Source organism: Bacillus sp. FSL R5-0416, from assembly GCF_037975425.1.
Taxonomy (GTDB): Bacteria; Bacillota; Bacilli; order Bacillales; family Bacillaceae; genus Bacillus; species Bacillus subtilis.
In genome coordinates this window covers 396,699-420,003 of the sequence record NZ_CP150252.1, presented here as the reverse complement: position 1 = coordinate 420,003, position 23,305 = coordinate 396,699, and the positions used below count along the sequence as shown (strand labels likewise).

General features: G+C 45.7%; 23 protein-coding genes. 12 read left to right on the top strand and 11 right to left on the bottom strand.

Annotated elements, in window-relative coordinates:
- Positions 1-95: 95 nt before the first annotated feature.
- Positions 96-1,553 (top strand): ABC transporter permease, encoded by a 1,458-nt coding sequence (locus NYE20_RS02130; protein ID WP_072173980.1) that lies wholly within the window; start codon positions 96-98, stop codon positions 1,551-1,553.
- A gap of 15 nt (positions 1,554-1,568) precedes the next feature.
- Positions 1,569-2,249 (top strand): ABC transporter ATP-binding protein, encoded by a 681-nt coding sequence (locus NYE20_RS02125; protein WP_161621346.1) that lies wholly within the window; start codon positions 1,569-1,571, stop codon positions 2,247-2,249.
- A 103-nt stretch (positions 2,250-2,352) separates the two neighbouring features.
- On the opposite strand, the gene gerKB is transcribed toward NYE20_RS02125, so the two are convergent.
- From gerKB to gerKA, 3 genes are read right to left on the bottom strand one after another with little or no spacing between them, the layout of a single operon-like run.
- Positions 2,353-3,474, bottom strand: coding sequence for a spore germination protein GerKB (gerKB, locus tag NYE20_RS02120; protein WP_161621345.1), 1,122 nt, complete (start codon positions 3,472-3,474; stop codon positions 2,353-2,355).
- A 24-nt stretch (positions 3,475-3,498) separates the two neighbouring features.
- On the bottom strand, positions 3,499-4,722 hold the full coding sequence (gene gerKC / locus NYE20_RS02115; protein WP_101501865.1) for a spore germination protein GerKC: 1,224 nt from the start codon (positions 4,720-4,722) through the stop codon (positions 3,499-3,501).
- The gene (gene gerKA, locus NYE20_RS02110; RefSeq protein ID WP_161621344.1) at positions 4,712-6,346 is read right to left on the bottom strand and encodes a spore germination protein GerKA; all 1,635 of its coding nucleotides are present in this window, start codon (positions 6,344-6,346) and stop codon (positions 4,712-4,714) included. The genes gerKC and gerKA overlap by 11 nt, the downstream gene beginning before the upstream one ends.
- Positions 6,347-6,471: 125 nt before the next feature.
- On the opposite strand from gerKA, the gene NYE20_RS02105 reads away from it, so the two are divergent.
- On the top strand, positions 6,472-6,693 hold the full coding sequence (locus NYE20_RS02105) for a hypothetical protein (protein WP_014475793.1): 222 nt from the start codon (positions 6,472-6,474) through the stop codon (positions 6,691-6,693).
- A gap of 14 nt (positions 6,694-6,707) precedes the next feature.
- Here NYE20_RS02105 and NYE20_RS02100 read toward each other — a convergent pair whose 3' ends face one another.
- Positions 6,708-8,462, bottom strand: a complete 1,755-nt coding sequence (locus NYE20_RS02100) for a right-handed parallel beta-helix repeat-containing protein (RefSeq protein WP_021481762.1) — start codon at positions 8,460-8,462, stop codon at positions 6,708-6,710.
- A 279-nt stretch (positions 8,463-8,741) separates the two neighbouring features.
- On the opposite strand from NYE20_RS02100, the gene NYE20_RS02095 reads away from it, so the two are divergent.
- Positions 8,742-10,220, top strand: a complete 1,479-nt coding sequence (locus NYE20_RS02095; RefSeq protein WP_021481763.1) for a peptide MFS transporter — start codon at positions 8,742-8,744, stop codon at positions 10,218-10,220.
- Between the two features lie 39 nt (positions 10,221-10,259).
- Here the strand turns inward: NYE20_RS02095 and NYE20_RS02090 are convergent, their stop codons facing one another.
- From NYE20_RS02090 to NYE20_RS02070, 5 genes are all read right to left on the bottom strand, one after another.
- Positions 10,260-11,105, bottom strand: coding sequence for an alpha/beta hydrolase (locus NYE20_RS02090; protein WP_070548546.1), 846 nt, complete (start codon positions 11,103-11,105; stop codon positions 10,260-10,262).
- Between the two features lie 65 nt (positions 11,106-11,170).
- Entirely contained in the window at positions 11,171-11,635 is a 465-nt protein-coding gene (locus tag NYE20_RS02085) for a pyridoxamine 5'-phosphate oxidase family protein (RefSeq protein ID WP_021481766.1), read from the bottom strand.
- Entirely contained in the window at positions 11,632-11,859 is a 228-nt protein-coding gene (bsdD, locus tag NYE20_RS02080; RefSeq protein ID WP_010886405.1) for a phenolic acid decarboxylase subunit BsdD, read from the bottom strand. Before bsdD ends, NYE20_RS02085 begins: the two co-directional genes overlap by 4 nt.
- A gap of 16 nt (positions 11,860-11,875) precedes the next feature.
- On the bottom strand, positions 11,876-13,297 hold the full coding sequence (bsdC, locus tag NYE20_RS02075; protein WP_153257247.1) for a phenolic acid decarboxylase BsdC: 1,422 nt from the start codon (positions 13,295-13,297) through the stop codon (positions 11,876-11,878).
- Positions 13,298-13,299: 2 nt separating this feature from the next.
- Positions 13,300-13,914, bottom strand: coding sequence for a non-oxidative hydroxyarylic acid decarboxylases subunit B (locus tag NYE20_RS02070; protein ID WP_153257246.1), 615 nt, complete (start codon positions 13,912-13,914; stop codon positions 13,300-13,302).
- 89 nt (positions 13,915-14,003) lie between these two features.
- On the opposite strand from NYE20_RS02070, the gene bsdA reads away from it, so the two are divergent.
- The 6 genes from bsdA (at position 14,004) to NYE20_RS02040 (ending at position 18,993) form a co-directional block, all read left to right on the top strand.
- The gene (gene bsdA, locus NYE20_RS02065) at positions 14,004-14,876 is read left to right on the top strand and encodes a transcriptional regulator BsdA (protein ID WP_003234533.1); all 873 of its coding nucleotides are present in this window, start codon (positions 14,004-14,006) and stop codon (positions 14,874-14,876) included.
- Between the two features lie 115 nt (positions 14,877-14,991).
- The gene (gene tcyA / locus NYE20_RS02060; RefSeq protein ID WP_032726543.1) at positions 14,992-15,798 is read left to right on the top strand and encodes a cystine ABC transporter substrate-binding lipoprotein TcyA; all 807 of its coding nucleotides are present in this window, start codon (positions 14,992-14,994) and stop codon (positions 15,796-15,798) included.
- Entirely contained in the window at positions 15,785-16,489 is a 705-nt protein-coding gene (tcyB, locus tag NYE20_RS02055; RefSeq protein ID WP_003234541.1) for a cystine ABC transporter permease TcyB, read from the top strand. The genes tcyA and tcyB overlap by 14 nt, the downstream gene beginning before the upstream one ends.
- A gap of 13 nt (positions 16,490-16,502) precedes the next feature.
- A complete protein-coding gene (gene tcyC, locus NYE20_RS02050) occupies positions 16,503-17,246 on the top strand; it encodes a cystine ABC transporter ATP-binding protein TcyC (protein WP_003234543.1) in 744 nt (247 codons plus the stop codon).
- Between the two features lie 320 nt (positions 17,247-17,566).
- Positions 17,567-18,214: a YitT family protein gene (locus NYE20_RS02045; protein ID WP_014475783.1), complete on the top strand. Its 648-nt coding sequence runs from the start codon at positions 17,567-17,569 to the stop codon at positions 18,212-18,214.
- A 104-nt stretch (positions 18,215-18,318) separates the two neighbouring features.
- Positions 18,319-18,993: a 4'-phosphopantetheinyl transferase gene (locus tag NYE20_RS02040; protein WP_032726545.1), complete on the top strand. Its 675-nt coding sequence runs from the start codon at positions 18,319-18,321 to the stop codon at positions 18,991-18,993.
- On the opposite strand, the gene NYE20_RS02035 is transcribed toward NYE20_RS02040, so the two are convergent.
- Positions 18,988-20,322, bottom strand: coding sequence for a PLP-dependent aminotransferase family protein (locus NYE20_RS02035; RefSeq protein ID WP_161621343.1), 1,335 nt, complete (start codon positions 20,320-20,322; stop codon positions 18,988-18,990). The two genes, NYE20_RS02040 and NYE20_RS02035, sit on opposite strands and share 6 nt — an antisense overlap.
- Before the next feature lie 123 nt (positions 20,323-20,445).
- Between NYE20_RS02035 and NYE20_RS02030 the strand changes: the two genes are divergently transcribed.
- Both NYE20_RS02030 and NYE20_RS02025 read left to right on the top strand, forming a co-directional pair.
- On the top strand, positions 20,446-21,384 hold the full coding sequence (locus NYE20_RS02030) for a DMT family transporter (protein WP_041336873.1): 939 nt from the start codon (positions 20,446-20,448) through the stop codon (positions 21,382-21,384).
- A 53-nt stretch (positions 21,385-21,437) separates the two neighbouring features.
- On the top strand, positions 21,438-21,995 hold the full coding sequence (locus NYE20_RS02025) for a YcxB family protein (protein WP_064671939.1): 558 nt from the start codon (positions 21,438-21,440) through the stop codon (positions 21,993-21,995).
- A gap of 14 nt (positions 21,996-22,009) precedes the next feature.
- On the opposite strand, the gene NYE20_RS02020 is transcribed toward NYE20_RS02025, so the two are convergent.
- Complete coding sequence (locus tag NYE20_RS02020; protein WP_339184363.1) at positions 22,010-23,236, bottom strand: MFS transporter; 1,227 nt, start codon at positions 23,234-23,236, stop codon at positions 22,010-22,012.
- Between the last annotated feature and the right edge of the window lie 69 nt (positions 23,237-23,305).

Here is a 23,305-nt window from a genome sequence, read left to right as displayed (position 1 = left end):
TTTTTCATACCTTTGGACTACTATTAATTTATCAGCAAGGGGACGCGCCCCAGAGGCGGTCTTATCAATAAAAATACCAATGCGGAGGAACATAAATGAACTTTATCAAACGGGCCTTTTGGAATATGAAGGCTAAAAAGGGAAAAACGTTATTGCAATTATTTGTGTTTACAGTCATATGTGTCTTTGTTCTATCAGGCCTCACCATCCAGTCGGCAGCACAAAAGTCAAGCGAACTGGCCAGACAGGAACTCGGCGGAAGCGTGACACTTCAGGTTGACCGCCAAAAGCAAATGGAAAAACAGCAGGACAGCGGTGAAAAGCGCAGCTTCGAATCCACACCGATCAAAGTGTCTGATGCGAATAAGCTTGCAGCGCTTGATCATGTGAAGAGCTACAATTACACCACATCAGCTTCAGCCAACGCGGGAAACTTTGATGCGATTGAAAGCTCTAGTTCAAGTGATTCCAGCTCCAGCAGTTCAAGCTCAAACGCTAAAAACAGTCAAGGCGGCGGACAAGGTGGACCGCAAATGGTTCAAGCTGATCTTTCGATTGAAGGTGTCATCAGCACAGCATTAGTTGATGATTTCTCTGACGGGGATTCAAAAATCACTGACGGACGCGCGATTACAAAATCAGATGTCGGCAAAAAAGTAACAGTGATCAACGAAACATTAGCGGAAGAAAATGATTTGAGCGTTGGCGATTCGATCACAATTGAATCAGCAACAGATGAAGATACGACGGTAAAGCTGAAGATTGTCGGTATTTATAAAACAACATCTTCTGGTGATGACCAAGCCCAAAATTTCTCTTTCTTAAATCCTTATAACAAGCTTTATACGCCTTACACAGCAACAGCGGCGCTGAAAGGCGACGACTATAAAAATACGATTGACTCAGCTGTTTACTATATGGACGACGCGAAAAATATGGATGCTTTCGTAAAAGCAGCGAAGAAAACATCAATTGACTTCGATACGTACACACTGAATACAAACGATCAGCTTTACCAGCAAATGGTCGGACCGATTGAAAATGTGGCTTCTTTCTCTAAAAACGTGGTGTATCTTGTATCAGTGGCAGGCGCCGTCATTCTTGGCCTGATTGTCATGATGTCAATCAGGGAGCGCAAATACGAAATGGGCGTGTTAATGGCTATCGGTGAAAAACGATGGAAATTGATTGGACAGTTCTTGACTGAGATTCTGATTGTGGCCGTTATCGCTATCGGCCTTGCATCTGTGACGGGAAATCTCGTCGCGAATCAGCTTGGAAATCAGCTTTTATCCCAGCAAATCAGTTCATCAACCGATTCAACGCAAACCGCAAGCGGACAAATGCCCGGCGGCGGTGGCATGGGCGGCAAAATGTTCGGCCACAGTTCATCCAACGTGGACGTTATCGATTCACTGAACGTCGCGGTTTCTATGAACGACATGCTTATACTTGGCGGGATCGGCATCCTAATCGCAATCATTGCAACATTGCTGCCGTCAATTTCAGTACTGCGGCTTCATCCGAAAACGATATTGACAAAACAGGAATAGAAAGAGGCGGAACCTATGAGCTTATTAGAATTTCAACAAGTCGGCTACTGGTATAAAGACAAAAGCCAGCCATTGTTTCAGGATATTAACATCAGCTTTCAAAAAGGCAAATTCTACACAATCGTCGGAACATCAGGGACGGGGAAAACCACTTTCCTGTCTCTGGCAGGCGGACTTGACGCACCAAAAGAAGGAAACATCCTTTACGGCGGAAAAGCGGTTTCTAAAATCGGCTTAACCAATTTCAGAAATCAATATGTATCAATCGTCTTTCAGGCGTACAACCTGCTCCCGTATATGACGGCTTTGCAGAACGTCACAACCGCTATGGAAATCACAGGTTCTAAAGAAAAAAACAAAGAATCATATGCGCTTGACATGCTGCAGAAGGTTGGCATCAACGAAAAACAAGCCCGGCAAAAAGTGCTCACACTGAGCGGCGGACAGCAGCAGCGGATATCAATTACAAGGGCTTTCTGCTGTGACACGAATCTTATCGTAGCCGATGAACCGACCGGAAACCTTGATGAGGACACATCAAAAGAGATCGTACGGCTCTTTCAGGATCTGGCACACAAGGAAAATAAATGTGTCATCATGGTGACGCACGATGAACAAATTGCAAAAGTATCAGACATCAATATCAGACTTTCAAGAGGAAGCTTTACTGTGAAGGAAAACATCGCAGTCGTATAACAAAACGCGCCTCTGCCAGTGCAGACAGGGGCGCACCCTATATCCCCCTTTTATATAGAAGTGAACATAAAAAGAGCGGCGGCTGCATCCCCCGCTCTTTTTATCATTTTTTTGCTCCTGTCCCTTTTGACTTCTCTCTTCGTTTCTTTTTCCAAACAGCCACAATAAACAGAAAGAGCGGAAACAATAATTGAAAAGGCAAATGAATATACAGCGGCACCACTTTCAAGCCTTCGTTCAAGTGCTCTGAAAAGTTAGTCGCGATCGTTATAGAAAGGATTAAGATGCCCAATCCCATCGGATAAGCCAATTGAGAGGGGTTCTTTTCCTTAAAGAGCGTAGATGTCCCAACCACAGTGGCATATAAGTAGAGGCTAACCTTAAAGAAGCCGCCGATGATCAGCGCCAGCATAAAAAAGACATCGAGCCGGTCTAAAAATTCTTCGACCTTGATTGTCTGAATCGTACTTAAAAGCGGGAACTGGGATCTGAGTGTAAGATCAACATCAAGCACGCTGATATTAATCGCCACGGTGAGCGCCACAACCAATCCGCTAATAGCTATGGCAATCATCCCCATTTTTTTCACATCTTTTCTGTCATTCAGGTTAGGGAAAATCATCACAAATAAAACGACTTCGCCAAACGGAACGTACATGGTCTGAGTGAAAACTGAGTAAAGGACAGGAGAAATGCCGTCTGCCAAAACCGGTTTTAAGTTATTCGGGTCTATAGAACCTGAGACAACAATCAGCACGAGGCCGATCGCGCCCAGTAAATACATGGCTCCGAAAAGTAGCTCAGCCGCGCGGGCGAGCACTTCGATTCCTTTTCTTACAGCGTATATGCTAACTATCACTAATAAACCATTTACAATAATGATAGGTGTATCATGATAAGCAAATGTCAGCAGCATTTCTCCAAAGTCACGCAGGACCCTTGCGGCAATATAGGCAAAGTACAAAATATAGAGAAATGAAAACAGCCAGCTCAGCTTGGTTCCCAGCATATCATCCATATATTCTTTCGGAGAAGAATTGGGGTAACATTGATAAATTCCTTGATACAAATAGAAAAGAAACAAACCGGCCGCACACCCCAACAGAACTGCGATCCAAGCATCCCTGCCCGCCATTGATCCGGGTGTAATCAATAAGGAGCTGCCCAGCTCAAAAATGATAATCATGACAAACAGCTGCCTTATGCTTATTCTGGCTTTTTCCATCTGTCACTTCTCCTTTCTTCAGACCTAATCATCTTTAAACTGGTGTTTGATCGGATTGTTCCGCAATCCCGTCCTTCTGATATACGTCTCGGCCTTCACATCGATGGGCAGTTCGGGCAAATATTCTTTGTCCCATGTGTCCTTCATTTTCTCCCACTGCTCCGGATACTTTCTATATATCGTGTCACCAAAACCGACAAAATCTATCTTATTCTTCTTGATCATTTTCACAGTATGGCTGATTTCCTTTTCAAGCTCTTTGTTGAGCGATTTTTCAATAGCGGCCAGCACCTTCGGATTAGACAATTGGAAAGGGTATTTGACAGCATCTATAATTCCTTCAACCGTCACTTTCACATGGATGTGCGGACGTCCGTTCCGCATATCAGGTACCAGCTTTGTATCTTGATGGGTAACCTGCAAGCTGACCGCATCTTTCGTCTTGCCCCAATCAGCATTAATAAACGTATGCTGGACCTTATTCATAAGCCAGACTGCCCCCACGCTTTCATCATCTTCAATCCAATACTTTAAATACCCAGCCTTATCAAAAACCGCCAAGCCGTCTGCCTGAAGAATGGCTTTCGGGTCAGTTGCCTGCGTGTTTTCCATGCTGACTCCTTTTTTATCATCGCCAATCATCAAATAACCCGGAATAATCGGTGCCCTTGTGTCGCTGGCAAGTGTTTTCAAAACGTCCTGAATATTGGTTTTGACCACCCGACCGTATTGCGCCTCCGTGAAATCGAGGGTTTTATTGACTTTGTTTGACGGAATTTTATCAATAGGCGTCAGGATTTTCACGATGTTTTCTGCTTTTGTTTTATGGGCAACGACGAAGGTCGCCGTTGTCCTGAATTCCGTGTCCCGGTCAAGATTGTCTAATACAAAATCCAGCCCTTCCTCTTTCGCCAGCTTTTCGCTGATTACGACTAGGTTGGTATGGGCAAAATAAAGCCGCCGAGATACCTTCATGGAGGCTTTTCTGAGTGCTTCCGTCAAATTGTCGCCTTCAATTGAATAGACAGATACAGGCGGCCTGTCCCCAGCACCGCCTCCCTGAAGCCCGCCGGCGACATTTCCGGGATTGATAATTTGAAGATGCAGCACGTAGTTGCCTTCGTTTGTCCGATCGATGCCAATCGCCGAGATAATCGCAAGATCTGTCAGTTCACGCTTATCCCAGCAGCCGGGCAGCACAATGACGCTCAAAAGCATAAGAACGGCTAATAGACATTTACGTACCATTCTGATCCCCTTCTTCCAAGTCTTTGTTCACCATTCCTCGTGAAGCGGCCGGCTCTGGGCGTTGATCCTTCCCCTGCCGCACCTTATCTTCCTTACTGATCGATTCCGGCCTTTTTTCATCAGCCCACCACGGAATCCGGAAAAGCGCGTCCTTTACACCTTGTGAAGAAAAGGGTGCAAGCGGCGACATATATGGAACGCCGAATGAACGAAGACTGCATAAGTGGACAAACATCATAATGATCCCTAAAATCAGCCCGTAAAAACCCATAACAGCTGAGGCAATAATAAAAATAAACCGAATAAGCCGGGCTGAAATCGCCATTGCAAACGCCGGTGTTGCGAAACTCGCAATCGCGGTGAGTGCCACGATAATCACCATTGCCGGAGAGACGATACCAGCCTGTACGGCAGCCTGGCCGATTACGAGCGCGCCTACGATTGACACTGCCGAGCCGACAACCCGGGGCAGCCTGACTCCCGCTTCCCTCAGAATCTCAAAAGCAACCTCCATCGTCAGCGCCTCCACAACAGCCGGAAACGGGACAATTTCCCGCTGGGCTGCAATGACCACTAACAGCTGAGTCGGTATCATTTCTTGATGAAACGTCGTGGCTGCCACGTATACAGCCGGAGCCACAAGCGAAATGAAAAAGACTAAAACACGAAGAATCCTTATGCTTGTCGCAATGTCAAAACGCGAATAATAATCCTCAACAGACTGAAAAAATTGGACAAATAAGGCCGGGGCAATAAGCACAAACGGTGTTCCGTCCACAATAATCGCGAATCTTCCTTCTAACAGATTTCCCGCTACAACATCAGGGCGTTCTGTATGATACATAGTCGGAAACGTCGTAAAGGTTTCATCTTCAATCAGCTGCTCAATATATCCAGATTCCAAAATACTGTCAATATCTATTTTTTCCAGGCGCTGCTTCACTTCCTTCAGCACCTTTTCATCACATATTCCTTGAATGTACATGAGGGCGATATCCGTATTCGTAACAGAACCTTTTTTCATTTTTTCAACCCATAAATTCGGATTTTTAATGTATCGCCGGATCATGGAAATATTGGTTTGCAGAGACTCTGTAAACCCTTGGCGCGGGCCGCGGAATGACACCTGGGTGCTCGGCTCTTGGATGGAGCGCTGCTCTCCCCCTTGAGTGCTGCAAATCAAAGCTTCATCATAGCCATCAGCAAAAATGAGCGCATTGCCAAGCATTAACTCGGAAAAAAGCTTGTCCCAGCTCTTTTCCGCTTTCACCCCGCCCAGCGGGAGCGTTTTTTCAAGAATTTGCTGGATCGCATGGGAATTCTGGATAGACTCATCCTGTACCAATGGGTCAATTAACGACTCATGGATCGTGTTATTATCTACCAGCCCAGCAATATAGATAACAGCCAGGTGGACATGATCCTGCTCCCCGATTTTAATCTCGCGAATGATGACGTCAGAGCTGCTTCCGACTTCCTTTTTCGTTTCCGCTATATTCTTGGCCAAACTTGGAGAAATGAGAACCGGCCTTTCTTTTTCTTGCTTCTGTTCCTGATTCTTTTCTTCTGTATTGCGCTTGTCTTTCGAACTTGTATTGTTCTTTCGCTTAGAAAATAAAGGCATACACAAATACCTTTCCTTGTCGTTTTCTCATATTCTTCCTTTTAAAATTGAGATTATGCATTAGGTTTAGATGCGGTATAACTTCTCCGCCAACGATAGACACTAAAAGCGGAGGATGATGAAGCATGAAGATATTGGGCGTGACAGGAGTCATATTAATTTGTTTATTAGCTATTTCTGTATTGATGGACATGCTTCAAGGGTTCAGTTTAACAAAAGCCATTTATAACAATATGTCCAGCTTTAAGATGACAACATTTGCGGAATGGGTCGTGCTTTTATTTTTTGTGTTAGTACTTGTGAGAGAAATGTACGTGATCTATAAATCGAAAAAAAAGAACCCCTAGAGGGGGCGCTTTTTTCAGACGATAATATTGCCGTCTATTGCATCACTGCTGTGTTTGTTGATAGTCCCTTTAAAAATGCGGTTGCCGATGATTTTGGAATTGGTTGACGTGTTTGTTTGAATAGCTGTCGCAGTGCCCGCGGAGAGGTTATTGATGGTGTTTCCTGAGATGATAGAGCCTGCAGAGCCATTGAGATAAATCACAATCGGATTCCCGGCTGTTCTGTTGACTGAAATGGTATTATCAAAAATCTCATGCACACCGGCGCTGATATAGATGGTGACCAAAAGCGGAGATCTCTCTAAGTGGTTGCCGATAATTGAGGTTTTTGCACTTGTGGAGCAGTAAATGGGGTAATTTTTAAACTCTTTAAATGTATTGTTTTTGATGATAGCGCCGGCATTGTTTGTAACGGAAACAGAATATGATTCCGGTACTGCTTCAAACGCGCCAGGATTCAGTGTATTCCCTTCAATCACCGCGTTCCCTTGAGCAATCCAAATGCCTCGGCTGAATTTTCTCAGGAGATTATCTTTAATGATCATGTTTCCGCCGGAAACGCTCACACCGTCAACGACTTGAATGAGACAGTTATTCAGAAAAGCGGTGTCATCTGACAGCACTGCGCGAAGACCGATGCTGCGCCTTGTTTCAGACAGTCCGTTTTGAATTTGGTTTCCGTCTACCTTTACGTCGGAGGACTGATAAACCAATATCCCTGTGTTTTCAAAGTTGCTGATTTTGTTGTTCGTCACAAGAACGCTCTTTCCCCTGACATCAATTCCTGTTGAAAATCCGGTAATGAGGTTGCCAGCGATCACTGCATCACTGGTCTCTTTTCCTTGTGATACACCGAGTCCGGTTATCCCGACTCTTGGCGCAGCCGCCGCGTCTTCAGGGCGCCTCAGTATATTTCCCTTGATCACTGTTTGCGTCCCATATCCGTAGCTGATTGTATTGTCTGAGTGATTTCCTTCTATTAAAATGCCATACCCGTTAAAATTGGTCACAGAACTTGAAACGTTTCCAACAAAGTGGTTATTGCGAATTGATACATTAATCGGTTCCTCATAATCAACATCACCTTCGCCATATCCTTCAATGTCAATTCCGAATTTCGGCGCTGTTCCATTCCCCGTTCCGGCATCTTCAATCAAGCATTCCTCCACCGTGACCATGTCACATCCGGTAATGGAAATGTTATTTCTCCTCGACCGCCGAACCTCACAGCGGCGGATGATAATTTGCTCTGACGTTCGATAATCTTGATTGGTCTTTAATCCCCTTGGGCTGACTATGATCCCATCGCCGGTAAAATCGGAAATTTTCACATCATCAATGACAACATTCGAGCATCCTTCAATACATATGCCAAAGCCCCATTCATGGGTTGACCTTATCCCTGCCGAGGCATACGTATGCTCATCCCGTTCGCCGATAATTTGTCCCCCGGAAATGGTTATATTCTCTTGCTTGCCTACATAAAATGCGGAATAACCCCACGAACTATTCGGTATCACTTTCATGATACATTCGGGGTCCATCATAATCTCAAGGTTGCCGGGAACAATGATCCCCGCGTTTCGAAACCTCTGATTAAGATCTCCGCCAAGCGTTGCGTCTATTAAATATGTTCCCTTTGGAAACCAGACAGTATGATAGCCTTTCGAAACAGCTGTACTAAGGCACTGATTAATCCGTTCTGTCGAATCCGTTTTACCATCTCCAGGAACACCGAAATCCGCTGCATTTAATATGAATTCAGCCAATTGCGAGCCTCCTTCTCTATGATTACTATCATGTTACTCACAAAGGCCCGATCTGCTTGTACATTTCTCTAAAATTTTATTAAAAAAATATAAAGGGATAGTTGTGTAAGAAAATCTCACGATAAAGAGTATAAAAATTAGGAGAAAATCACTATTTTTAGGTATTTATAATTTTTCCATTATGGAACTATTTGAAATGAGTATAAATTATATTGACACAAGTATTATATAAGAATATGATTTTTATAATACACTTTTTTTAGAAAGGGTTTGGCTGACATGGCTTCGATTGATAACGAAAGTATCATTAAAAGCGTCCCGCAAAAAGGGTTCTTTGGTCACCCGCGAGGACTATTTACACTATTTTTCACCGAATTTTGGGAACGTTTCTCTTACTATGGAATGAGAGCAATCTTACTTTACTATTTGTATACAGAGACGGTAAACGGAGGGCTCGGCTTTGATAAGGGCACTGCGGTTGCCATTATGTCGATTTACGGATCACTCGTATACATGTCCACCATTATTGGCGGATGGCTCGCTGACCGGGTATTCGGTACCGCAAACACCGTGTTTTACGGCGGCATATTCATTATGTTCGGCCACATTGCACTCGCCTATCCGGGCAGCGCGATTGCATTCTATATCAGCATGGTGCTTATTATTGTCGGAACAGGCTTATTAAAACCAAACGTTTCAAGCGTGGTTGGGGATCTTTACACGAAAGAAGACCCGCGCCGCGACTCAGGTTTCAGTATTTTCTACATGGGGATTAACCTCGGTGGTTTACTTGCGCCGTTAATTGTCGGAACACTCGGACAGAAGTACAACTATCATCTCGGCTTCGGAGCTGCCGCGGTCGGAATGCTTCTCGGACTTATCGTTTTTGCTTTGACAAGAAAGAAAAACCTCGGGCTTGCAGGTTCCAATGTGCCGAATCCGCTGTCTAAAAAATCTGCGATTGGCACCGGAATCGGTGTTATCATCGTGGCGATCGCAGTGATGATCTCTGTACAAACAGGCGTGCTGACGATCAATCGTTTTATCGACCTTGTAAGTATTCTCGGTATTTTGATTCCTGTCATTTATTTCATCATCATGTTTACAAGCAAAAAAGCGGACAGCACAGAAAAATCCCGTCTTGCCGCTTACATTCCTTTGTTTATCGGTGCTGTCATGTTCTGGGCCATTCAGGAACAGGGAGCGACCATTCTTGCGGTATACGCTGATGAACGAATAAGACTTTCATTGGGCGGATTCGAACTTCAGTCATCATGGTTCCAATCATTAAATCCATTGTTTGTCGTCATTTTTGCACCAATATTCGCATGGCTCTGGATGAAGCTTGGCAAACGCCAGCCGTCTACACCAGTTAAATTCTCAATCGGAATTATTTTGGCCGGATTGTCATTTATCATTATGGTATTCCCTGCTATGCAAGGAAAAGAAGCACTCGTAAGCCCGCTTTGGCTCGTTCTCAGCTTCCTGCTTGTCGTGCTTGGAGAGCTGTGCCTGTCTCCAGTCGGTTTATCCGTGACAACGAAACTGGCACCAGCTGCCTTCTCTGCACAGACAATGAGTATGTGGTTTCTGACGAACGCAGCAGCCCAAGCGATCAATGCCCAAGTAGCCGGATTGTTTGATAAAATTCCTGAAACAATGTACTTCGGCACCATCGGTTTGATTTCTATCGTTCTTGGCGGCATTCTCCTGCTGCTCTCGCCGGTGATCAAACGCGCGATGAAAGGGGTCTTATAATCAGAAACAGCCCGCGGATGTTGATCTGCGGGCTGTTTTTTATTGATCAAGCCATTTCCTGAAGCTTTGATCAAAGGCTTCCGGTTCTTCCAGCATCGGCTGATGGCCGCTCTTTTCAAAAATAACCTTATCAACATGGGGATATAAACCGTCAACAGCATCCCATAGCGAAACGGGCGCAACCAAATAATCATATCTCCCTAATCCGATATACACCGGCATACGAACATCAGCTAACCGCTGAATAAGATCAATCTGGGCAAATGTATTGCCCCATAATTCATCAATGATCGGCATATTCGTGAATACACCATCCCATAAGGCAGCTGCATGCGGCCGCTCTTGATAAAAGCTTTTCGCTTCAGCGCGAATACACATGTGCACAAAGCGCCTTTCAGGATCTTTGTCGATGTCCTGCGGCAAATTCGCGATGTCTTTTTCAAAGCGTTTCTTTCTCTCAAGGCTGGCTGTTTCCATGAAAAATGATTCGCTTTTTCGCTGTCTTTCTTCACTGTTATCAGGCGCAGTATTGAAGAGCGCCACCTTCCGAACTTGTTTGGGATATGTCCTGGCATACTCTAAAGCCATAAAAGCGTGCCCGGAATGTCCCAGGATAGTAACATCCTCAAGCTGAAGAAATGTTCTCATCCTTTCGATATCAGCCAAGACGGCATCAAGCCTCGAATCCTCCGCACGAAGCTCCCGCTTAGGCTTAGCAAATCCCCTATGGTCGATAAAGACCCATTGATATTTCTGTTTGATATCTGAGGAAAAAAGGCGCGGATAGTAAACCGCACTCCCGATCACAAGGATGGGTGCGCCCTCGCCCTCAATTCGATAAGCTAAATCAAAGCCGTCCGAGTGACAGATCCCCGCACGTTCCATTTCTCACGCCCCCTTTGTTTTCATTATATAAAAAAAGCCTGACGCATGGCGTCAGGCTATCGATATTACCGCTTTAAATCTTCCAGGGTCTTTTCCCATCTGCTCAGCACCTCTTCAGCGCTGTGAAGCTGTATACGGACACCTGAAGTCAAATCAGCGTATTTCGCAACGTCCTCCTTCACTGAAACGATGCGGCAGGAAAAACGGTCTCTTTCATATTCGGCATCTTTCAAAGGCGGTAAAGGCGCGCATTCAAGCTTTACATAATAGGCCGCTCCCTTCCACCACGCCGTGAACTGTGCTTTTCCTGTGCGAAGGATGTTGGCCGAAGTCATTGTGTTTTTCCACAGAGCGATTCGGATATCAGTTCGGCTCAGCGCGATGATTTCACCTGCACTGATCATAGCGGCATGCGGCCAGCCATCCTCTGATACTGTTTGCAGAACGAAGGCCTCATGCTGCTTCTCATTCAGGCAGCTCCCGTCAAGCAGCTCAAAGAGACGGTCTGACATACAGTTCACGCGGATCAAGCCTTTCGTTCCGGCACCGCCGGAACTTCAATTGCTGTTTCTGTTTCCTTTGGATCAATTTTAAACGCTGGATTGTATTTTTCGGGATTTGTAATGCTTTCCGGTTCACAGGATCTCCATGTAAAAAAGCATGTTTGGCACTGATAAACTTCCCATGCGCCTTCTACAGGCGATTTGCTCATGACTTCTCCCTTTTTTGAGTCGCATCGAGGACATGTATGCATTTCGAACATCCTTTCCTTATTTATTCATTAAGTCCATTAGTTTTTGTTCCCATTCTTTCGTTGTTAGCGGAGAATCAAGCGGCTGTGAATAATGGCCTCTTGTTTCCGGCGCAACCGGTGTAGTGGCGTCGAGAATCATTTTGTGAGTGATTCCTGATGGATTGGATCCCGGATCAAGCGGCAGGACAGATAAGTCCGGAATGATGACCGCATCGTGTTTCGGATGCATTTTGGTCGAAAGCGCCCACATGACCTGCGGAAGGTTGAATGGATCGACATCCTCATCAACGACAATGACCATTTTGCAGTAGCCGAGTCCGTGCGGCGTTGTGAGTGCGCGCATGCCGACCGCTTTCGCAAATCCGCCATAGCGGGTTTTTGTGGAAACAATCGCGATTAAACCATGTGTGTACATGGCGTTCACTGCCACAATTTCGTTCGGATACGCTTCTTTTAACTGCTGATAAAGCGGCACGCATGTGTTAATGCCGATCATGTAATCGCATTCTGTCCAAGGCATGCCTAAGTATAAATGTTCAAAGATCGGATTGTTTCTGTGATAGACGCGTTTAATTTTGATAATCGGCATGCTGCGTCCGCCGGAATAATGGCCTGTGAATTCACCAAACGGCCCTTCATATTCGCGCTCTCCGGCAATAATCTCACCTTCAAGCACCACTTCAGCACCCCACGGAACATCAAGATCAGACAGCTTTGATTTGACGATGCGATATGGTTCGCCTTGAATAGCGCCTGCCATTTCGTATTCTGATTGATCATAGAGAAGCGGAGTCGATGCCGCCGTTGTAATGACCGGCTCACAGCCGAGCGCAATGGTGACCGGAAGATTGATGCCGCGTTCTTCAGCTTGGCGCAGATGGATTGCAATATCGTGCTGCGGGACAGGCTGAATGCCAAGGCGGTCTTTTCCTTTGACCTGCATTCTGTAAATGCCGACATTTTGTTTGCCGAAGTTGTCAGGGTCCTCTAGATCACGGGAAATAACACACGCTTTGTCTAGATAGTAGCCTCCGTCTCCTTGGTTTATTCTGAAAAGAGGCAGTATATCGAACAAATTGATATCTTCTGTGATTTCATTTTCATGAAATGGCGCTGTTTCCTCACGTTTGACCGGCATCGGAAATTGGTCATAACGCTTTGCGAATTCAAAAAACTGTTCTTTTACCGGTGTGTCTTTCGGCATGCCCAGCATCATTGCATGGTTTGGCCAAGAGCCGATGACATTCATCGCAATTCGCGCGTTATTATAGCCGTAAATGTTGTTAAATAAGAGCGCGGGGCTTTTATCGCCAAGATTGCTGGCTGCCCGTGCGGCGGCCCCTAAATCCGGTTCCGGCTTTACCTCTTCATTCACTGTAAGCAGCTGTCCTTCTTTTTCAAGGGCAGCGAGAAATTCTCTGAAATCTTGATAAGCCATGATCAAGCTCCTCCTTTTTGTTTTTCAATCCCATTCCAGCGCTTCGCTTCAGGAAGCCAAATGCCGAATTGGTCCAACGTTCTGAATACAATATGGTCAACCATTTCCTCTAAGCTGCTCGGCTGATTATAAAATGCCGGCATCGGAGGAAGAATGATGGTGCCCATTTTCGTAAGCGCTAGCATATTTTCGAGATGTATTTGGTTCAAAGGCGTCTCTCTCGTTAAGAGGACGAGTTTTTTTCTCTCCTTGAGCATGACATCCGCCGCACGTGTCAGCAGATTATCCGCCATTCCGGTGCGAATGCTTGCGAGAGATTTCATGCTGCACGGCGCAACGATCATTCCATCGGTATCAAACGACCCGCTTGAAATGGCTGCCGCCTGATCCTTATGTGAGTAAGTGTATGTGGCCAGTTGTTCTACTTCTTGTAAGGTATAGCCTGTTTCGTGTTTGATCGTGACGTTTGCCCAAGGAGACACAACGAGATGGGTTTCCACTCCGGCGGCCTTCAGCCACTGCAGCAGCCTGACCCCGAAAATGGCCCCTGTTGCCCCTGTCATTCCGACAACGAGTTTCACTTTGCCCCCTCCTTTACGCTTGAATTCTGCTTTCATTTCAATCATACTCCTGATATATCCATATGAAAAATATCTATTAAATCTATATTTAATACCTAAAAGGTATGATAAGGAGGCGCTTTCTTTTGGATATTCGCCAGCTTCGATACTTCATTACCATTGCCCAAGAACAGAAAATCACGTCCGCAGCCAAAAAGCTTCACATGGCGCAGCCGCCTTTAAGCAGGCAGCTCAAACAGCTGGAGGACGAACTTGGTGTTGTCCTGTTTGACCGGAACAAGAAAAAACAAATGACTCTTACATATGAAGGAGCTGTTTTTCTAAAAAGAGCAAAAGAGATTCTGCATAGGTTTGAAGATGCAGTCATTGAGGTACAGGAGCTGAAGGAGGAAGTAGCCGGCACACTTGCCGTGGGATCAACGATTTATTGCGCGGCTTTGATGCTTGAAAAAGTAACACAGATCAAAGAGAGATACCCCCATCTCACCTTTAATATTTGGGAAAATGAACCCGCGACACTGTTGGAACTGCTGGAAAGCCGGCAAATCGATGCGGCGGTCACGACAACACTGATCAAAAGTGACACGGTACAATTCAAGCAGCTTGATGACATTCCATGTGTGCTCGTGCTTTCAGATGAAGCCGGATATCCGTGCGGAGACACCATTAAGATGGAGGACATTCCTTCATTTCCGCTGATCCTGCTGCGGCCTGTCAACGGAAAAGGCGTCTATAATCAGGTCATGAATGAATTTCATCGTTTGAATCTGGAGCCGCGCATTGTTTGTGAATGCCACGACTCTGCAACTTTGCTCAGCCTCGTGTCATCCGGATTCGGCGCGTCTATTTTGCCCGTCACAATGATTCCCGTTCATATGAGAAATCACGTTCACACCGTCCATATCGAAAATAATCCCTTCATTATGACACCGGCTGTCATGTGGAGAACGGACAGTTATTTGCCTAAACCGGCACAGCAATTTTTGGATTTATTTTAAAAGAATTTGCCTTATGAAAACCAATTACTTGACTCATACTAAAAAAAAGTTATCCTTTAGATTTGTAAGCTATTTTTTTATTTCAATAAAATCAACCAGAAAAGTGGGGAATAAGATGAAAAAAGCATTATTGGCTTTATTCATGGTCGTAAGTATTGCAGCTCTTGCAGCTTGCGGAGCAGGAAATGACAATCAGTCAAAAGATAATGCCAAAGATGGCGATCTTTGGGCTTCAATTAAGAAAAAAGGTGTGCTCACAGTCGGAACGGAAGGAACATATGAGCCGTTCACTTACCACGACAAAGACACTGATAAACTGACTGGCTATGATGTCGAAGTTATCACAGAAGTCGCAAAACGCCTCGGGCTTAAAGTCGACTTTAAGGAAACACAGTGGGACAGTATGTTTGCCGGCCTGAATTCCAAACGGTTTGACGTTGTTGCCAACCAAGTCGGAAAAACAGATCGTGAAGACAAATATGATTTCTCAGATAAATACACAACATCAAGAGCTGTTGTCGTAACGAAAAAAGACAACAACGATATTAAGTCTGAAAAAGACGTAAAAGGAAAAACGTCAGCTCAATCACTGACAAGCAACTACAACAAATTAGCTACAAATGCCGGCGCTAAAGTAGAAGGCGTTGAAGGTATGGCGCAGGCCCTTCAAATGATCCAGCAAGGCCGCGTCGATATGACATACAACGATAAGCTTGCCGTATTGAACTACTTAAAAACATCTGGCAATAAAAACGTGAAAATCGCGTTTGAAACAGGTGATCCTCAGTCAACATATTTCACGTTCCGTAAAGGAAGCGGCGAGGTTGTTGATCAAGTCAACAAAGCATTAAAAGAAATGAAAGAGGACGGGACTCTTTCTAAAATTTCTAAAAAATGGTTCGGCGAAGATGTTTCTAAATAATCTGCCGGCATTGACGCTTGGCACGGCGATCCCGTGGGATCTGGTGCAGCAGTCATTCTGGCCGATACTTTCAGGGGGAATCTACTATACGATTCCCCTTACGATTCTTTCCTTTATATTCGGAATGATCCTGGCGCTGATTACGGCGCTTGCCAGAATGTCGAAAGTGAGACCTTTGAGATGGGTGTTCAGCGTATACGTATCCGCAATACGCGGCACTCCTCTTCTCGTTCAATTGTTCATCATTTTCTATCTGTTCCCGGCCTTTAACGTCACATTAGATCCATTTCCAAGCGCAGTTATCGCCTTTTCTTTAAACGTCGGCGCCTATGCATCTGAAATCATTCGGGCATCTATTTTATCCGTGCCGAAAGGGCAATGGGAAGCCGGCTACACAATTGGCATGACACATCAAAAAACGCTGTTCCGCGTCATTTTGCCGCAGGCGTTTCGTGTGTCGATCCCGCCATTATCCAATACCTTTATCAGCCTGATTAAAGATACATCCCTCGCCTCTCAAATTCTGGTCGCTGAGCTGTTCAGAAAAGCCCAGGAAATCGGCGCGCGGAATCTTGATCAAATTTTAGTGATCTATATTGAAGCAGCCTTTATTTATTGGATTATCTGCTTCCTGCTCTCACTCGTCCAGCATGTCATCGAACGGCGTCTTGACCGCTACGTGGCCAAATAAGGAGGTTCCGAGTATGCTTACCGTTAAAGGATTAAACAAATCATTCGGTGAAAATGAAATTTTAAAAAAGATAGATATGAAGATTGAAAAAGGAAAAGTCATCGCCATACTTGGGCCTTCAGGTTCAGGGAAAACGACGCTGCTTCGCTGCCTGAACGCTCTGGAGATCCCGAATCGCGGAGAGCTTGCATTTGATGATTTCTCCATCGATTTCTCTAAAAAGGTGAAACAGGCGGATATCCTAAAGCTTCGCCGAAAATCCGGAATGGTGTTTCAGGCGTATCACCTGTTCCCGCACCGCACAGCCCTCGAAAACGTGATGGAGGGCCCTATTCAGGTGCAAAAACGGAACAAAGAGGAAGTCAGAAAAGAAGCGATTCAGCTTCTTGATAAAGTCGGATTGAAGGACAAAATGGATTTATATCCGTTCCAGCTTTCCGGCGGCCAGCAGCAGCGCGTCGGCATCGCCCGCGCACTGGCGATTCAGCCTGAGCTCATGCTGTTTGACGAACCGACCTCAGCGCTTGATCCCGAGCTTGTCGGAGAGGTGCTGAAGGTTATCAAGGACTTGGCCAATGAAGGCTGGACCATGGTCGTCGTGACCCACGAAATCAAGTTCGCGCAGGAAGTTGCGGATGAAGTCATCTTCATCGACGGCGGCGTTATCGTGGAGCAAGGACCGCCGGAGCAAATTTTCTCTGCACCAAAAGAAGAACGGACACAGCGGTTCTTGAACCGGATTTTGAACCCGCTGTAATAAGAAAAACAGGGCGCCAGCGCCCTGTTTCAGATTATTGACAAAATCCTAAAACGATTTTCGTTTTAGGATTTTGTGATTTTCAGCGTGATTGAAAACCTTTGAAGTCTAGGAAGGGCGAGCATTGGAGCACAGCGAATGTTAAATTCGTGAGCACCGAAGCACAGGCCTGACAACGAATGCAAGGGTTTGCCAACACGCTGAAACAGGGCGCCTGCGGCGGCCCTGTTTTTTTGTTGAGCCCCTTTCGCCTATTCCGCCCTTCTGTCAGATGTGCTACAATGACAATCGACTGATTTTTACGAAAGAAGGGACCTCACGTGAAGCAAGAACTTGTTCTGCGCTGGACATTTTATTTTGCCGGTTTGATCATTTTGGCTTTTGGTGTATCCCTGACGATAGAAGGAAAAGCACTCGGCATTAGTCCGTGGGATGCATTTCATTACAGCCTGTTTCAGCACTTCGGGCTTACCGTCGGCCAGTGGTCCATCATTATTGGAGCGCTCATCGTCGGATTCACGTCATTGTTTACGAGAGCTTGGCCGAAAATTGGTGCCCTCCTGAATATGGTGCTCATTGGTGTATTTATAGATTTTTTCAATTTCATTCTGCCTGCCCCCTCGACCTACACAGGCTCGATCATCGTCTTCTCTCTAGGCGTGGTGCTGATCGGTTACGGCGTCGGTGTTTATGTATCAGCAGGCCTTGGCGCGGGGCCGCGTGATTCACTGATGATGCTGATTACAGAAAAAACCGGCTGGAATGTGCAATGGGTGCGGAACGGCATGGAAATAACCATTTTGTTTGCGGCATGGGGCATGGGCGGGCCGATCGGTTTTGGCACCATTTTGACCGCCATCCTCACCGGACTTATTTTGCGCTTTTCATTGCCCCAGTCAATCCAGTTGCTGAATTATGCTGTGGCAAGGCGGACCGCCGCTGTGAAAGCATCTCCGCCTGTACACTAAAACAAAGCCGCCTTGGCTTTGTTTTTTTATTTTCTCCTCTATATGAGTCTTGTGGAAGTATGATAGGATGGTTTTGACAATCTTTTGCAGACGGAGGATCTAGAATGAAGATTTACGGAATTTATATGGACCGCCCGCTTTCACAGGAAGAAAATGAACGGTTCATGTCTTTCATATCACCTGAAAAACGGGAGAAATGCCGGAGATTTTATCATAAAGAAGATGCTCACCGCACCCTGCTGGGAGATGTGCTCGTTCGCTCAGTCATAAGCAGGCAGTATCAGTTGGACAAATCCGATATCCGCTTTAGCACACAGGAATACGGGAAGCCGTGCATCCCTGATCTTCCCGACGCTCATTTCAACATTTCTCACTCCGGCCGCTGGGTCATTGGTGCGTTTGATTCACAGCCGATCGGCATAGATATCGAAAAAACGAAACCGATCAGCCTTGAGATCGCCAAGCGCTTCTTTTCAAAAACAGAGTACAGCGACCTTTTAGCAAAAGACAAGGACGAGCAGACAGACTATTTTTATCATCTATGGTCAATGAAAGAAAGCTTTATCAAACAGGAAGGCAAAGGCTTATCGCTTCCGCTTGATTCCTTTTCAGTGCGCCTGCACCAGGACGGACAAGTATCCATTGAGCTTCCGGACAGCCATTCCCCATGCTATATCAAAACGTATGAGGTCGATCCCGGCTACAAAATGGCTGTATGCGCCGCACACCCTGATTTCCCTGAGGATATCACAATGGTCTCGTACGAAGAGCTTTTATAAATGGCTCATCAACAGCTTGACACCGCGCTCAATATCTTCCGTTTTCACATTGGAAATATTGATTTTTAATAGATTTTCTTTCGGATAATCTGATAAATAATGACGGTCTATCGCCTCAAGGAGAACCCCTTGTTTTTTCAGTCTATGAATCACTCTTGAGGCGGGCAGATCCTGAGGAAGCACCAGATGGGTGTGCATACAGGGTGCCTGCCCGCTGGAGAACGTAAAGCGTCCGCTTCCCAGCTGCCTGTGAGTTCGAATGGCTTGATGTAGCCTCAGCGACCGCTCTTTATAAGAATCTCTGATTTTCTCCTTATGCCTGCCGTACATACCGCTTTTCAGGTAAATCTCCAATGCTGCTTGAGAAATCATTGAACAGTCGATGTCGTTCAGTTTTTTGTACGCATAGAACGTGTCAGTCAGCGCTTCGGGCAAAACAGCCGCCCCCACGCGGAGGCCGGGGAACATCATTTTCGAGAAGCTTTTCAAATAGATGACATGTGAGGACAGATCATATGCGTACAGCGGATCTGCCTTTTTATTTTCCTCCAGATCACCGAGGTAATCATCCTCAACGAGATAGACATCATACGCTTCTGCCAGTCTCACAAGCTCCTGTTTATCACGCTCTGACAATGAGCAGCCAAGCGGGTTATGGAAGCGCGGCATCGTATAAAAAAATTTAATCGATTCTGTTTGAAATAACCGCTCAACCTCGGCTATATCAAGCCCTTCTTCCGTTCGTTTCACTCCGATGGCGGGAATCCCGACCGTCTCAAGCTGTTCGACCATCAAATGGTAGCCCGGCTGTTCAATGGCGATCTTCTCTTTCCCATTTGGGAACGGCATGGCACAAAGCAAGGATAACGCCTGCTGGACACCTGATGTAATAAAAATATGCCGTTCATCCGCAAATACCTGTTGAGTGGCCAAGAGCTTTCGGAGTACGCGGATGAGTGATGGAAGCCCCTTTGGCGTCCCATAAATAAACAAATCGTTTTTGTATGTATCAATCGCTTTGTTGATACAGTGCTGAAAATCAAGATACGGAAACACATCTGGATCCGGCGCAGATGTGGCAAAGTCGATGGGGCCAGGTTGCCCGCTTTTTGATTTCCCTGTCTTTTTCACAATATAATAGCCGCTTTTCGGAACAGAATAGATAAGGTGGCGCTTTTCCAGCTCCTGCAGCGCGCGGATCACTGTGCTTTTGCTGACTTGGTAGCGGGCGGACAGCTGACGGATAGATGGAAGCCTGTCTCCTTCTTGATAGGCGGTGCTTTGCATCATCTCCTCTATCCTCGTTACTAGACTCATATATTTCTCCATGCCTTCTCCCCCTGTTTTGTACCGGTACAGTTCATTGTTTTTCTCATTGTACCGTTCTGACCGCGGCCATACAATAAAGGGAGCGACCGGCGCTGCAATTCAGGTAAAGGAGCCCTTCCCATTATGGTTAAACATCAGCAAGCCCCCGCTTATATAGCGGCTATTTTATATTCGTTCATTATCGGTTTATCCTTTCTATTCGTAAAAATCGCACTGCAAACAGCAGAGCCGTTTGATATTTTGGCGCATCGGTTCACCATTGCGTTTGCTGCGGCCACTGTACCGATCTTATTCGGCTGGGTAAAGCTATCAATCCGCGTAAAGGACGTCATTGCCATTTTGCCGCTCGCCCTGCTGTATCCCGCGTTATTTTTCAGCTTTCAGGCATTCGGCCTTGTGTACTCGTCCTCCTCTGAAGCGGGAATTATTCAGGCAGCCATTCCGATTTTCACGATGGTCTTTGCCGCTTATGTTTTAAAGGAACGCCCAACGTGGACGCAAAAGGGGTTCACGGTTTTATCCGTTGCCGGCGTCATGTTTATTTTTGTGATGAAAGGCGTTGACGTGGAATCAGCCAGCTTAAAAGGGTCTTTGCTGATCCTTTTGTCCGCTTTGTCTTCAGCGATGTACAATACTGCTGCCAGAAAAATGACGCAGCGGTTCAAGCTGACAGAGCTCACCTACATCATGTCAGCCATCGGCTTTGTCGTCTTCAACGCCATCGCCCTTGTGCGTCACGGAGCGGCGGGAACAGTCGGCACTTATTTTCTGCCGTTCCGGGAGCCCGGCTTCGTTCTCGCCATTGTGTATTTGGGCGTGCTGTCTTCACTTGTCACTTCGTTTCTGTCTAACTATACGCTGTCGCGAATTGAGGCGTTTAAAATGAGCGCTTTTAATCATGTATCTACCATTGTGACGATGATTGCAGGAGTTGTGATTCTCAACGAAAGCCTGGCCTGGTATCATCTTGCCGGGGCTGTTTGTATTATGATTGGCGTGGTGGGGAGCAATATCAATCTGGAGAAAAAAACAAAGCGCCCTGGTATGCCTGCAAAAAAATGAGAAATTATGTTAGACTGAAAGGAAAAACATGGTTAGAGGTGTAGGTTTACCGTATGATTCAATATGCTAGTGAAAGTATCAATCTTCCAGGAGAAATCGCTTTTAAGGATGTAAGAGAAATCTTTTTTTATCAAATCGCAAAAATATCATGCTTTTACTTTCTGTTGTTTTGCGCCATATTTGCTGCAGTTAACTTCATTAATGGATGGCCCCGTATCGTTTATGGCAGTGACGCGCTTAACTTGTTTATGAACAGTATGTTGATTATCGTGATGTCAGTTCTGTTTACACTGCTGCTCCTCCTTCTTCTATATGTGAAGTTTTCCAGAGCATACAAGAAGAACGAACGGATGAAATCTAAAAGAACATATACTCTGAACCAAGAAGGAATTCGTATATGTTCTAAAAAATATGACCTCATTTTCAATTGGAATGAAATCACAGCTGTTTTCGAATATAAGAATATCTTCCGCATCAATACATCCAGCAGCCAATATATTGCGATCCCAAAACATTTTTTTCATTCCGAAGTGGAGATGAACAGATTCAAGGAGATTATCCTTAAAAATACCGAAACAAAAAAACTCAAATTTAAAAAGGATCAGCATTGACAGTGCTGATCCTTTTATATTGAATGGTGGGTTTCTTTTGCCTTCTGTTTATCTAAAAACGGCACCAGCTCTATTACAGCCGATAAACCCACAAACACAATGCACACAGCGACAATCAGCAAATAACCATGAGTCATGTCAAAAAACAAACCGCCCGCATACACGCTGAGAGCTCCAGCAACCTGATGGATAAAGAAATTGATGCCTAACAGCGATCCGATCAATCCTGTTTGATAGCTTTCCGAAATTGACGCCGCGGTCAGCGGGATCACGCCTGTGTAACTGAGCCCGAATAACAGGATAAACCCGAAGTACCAAAGGTCGCTTTGATGAATTCCGAGAATGGGAATGAGCAGGCAAATGAGGCTGAGCAGCCGAATGAAAAATAAGATGGATAGCATGATGCTTCTGCTGCCGAGGAGATCTGACAGCCAGCCCGCCAATAATCCGCCAATGATGATAAATGCCCCGAACGCGGCCATCATTCCGTTGACATGAGAGACATGCGCATCCTTCAGTATCGGGACGAGGTGAGCATCAATAATTCCCATTGTAAATCCGCAAGTAAACACGCCGAAGTACAGGATATGAATGAGGCGGGATTGCTTCATCACGTTCCAAAACCCCCGCCAATCATAAGATTTTTTCACAGACTCCGCTTGCGCATGCGGCGGGTGCTTCATCCCAAAGACGAGGAGCGGCAGCAGAACAGCCGCCATGACGATTCCCAAAATGGTATAGGTGCTCTGCCAGCCGGCATGATACGGAGCCGCAGCCCAAATGGGTGAGAGAAGCAGCAGGCCCGCAGAGTTGGCATTGGTCAAAATAGCAAGCGCCAGACCTTTGTGTGTGTCAAACCAACGGCTGATGAAATACTGGGTCGTCACGCCGACCGCGCAGGAATAGCCGATTCCGCCAAGCACACCGTAAATGGCGGAAAACACATGAACATTCGGTGAATAAGGAAGCACCAAAAAGCTTGCGCTGATGCAGACAGCTCCAAGCGCCATAATTTTTCTGACACTGAAACGGTCGATAAAAAAACCGACAAAAAACTGGACGATGCCGGTTGTGATCATAAAAATGCTGACAGAAACCGAAATCAGCGACCTGTCGGCATGGAAGGCGTCTGCCATTGGCAGCATAAAAAATTGAAAGGAATTTCTGAATGAGTTCATTCCGATGGCGAAAACAAACGTAAACAGCAATACAAACCATTTCATCCTGGGAGACGTGCGCATGTTTCGACCTGCCTTTGTTTGAGTATTTCGACTATTATACCATGCAAAAGTTGGCATTCTACACAAAAA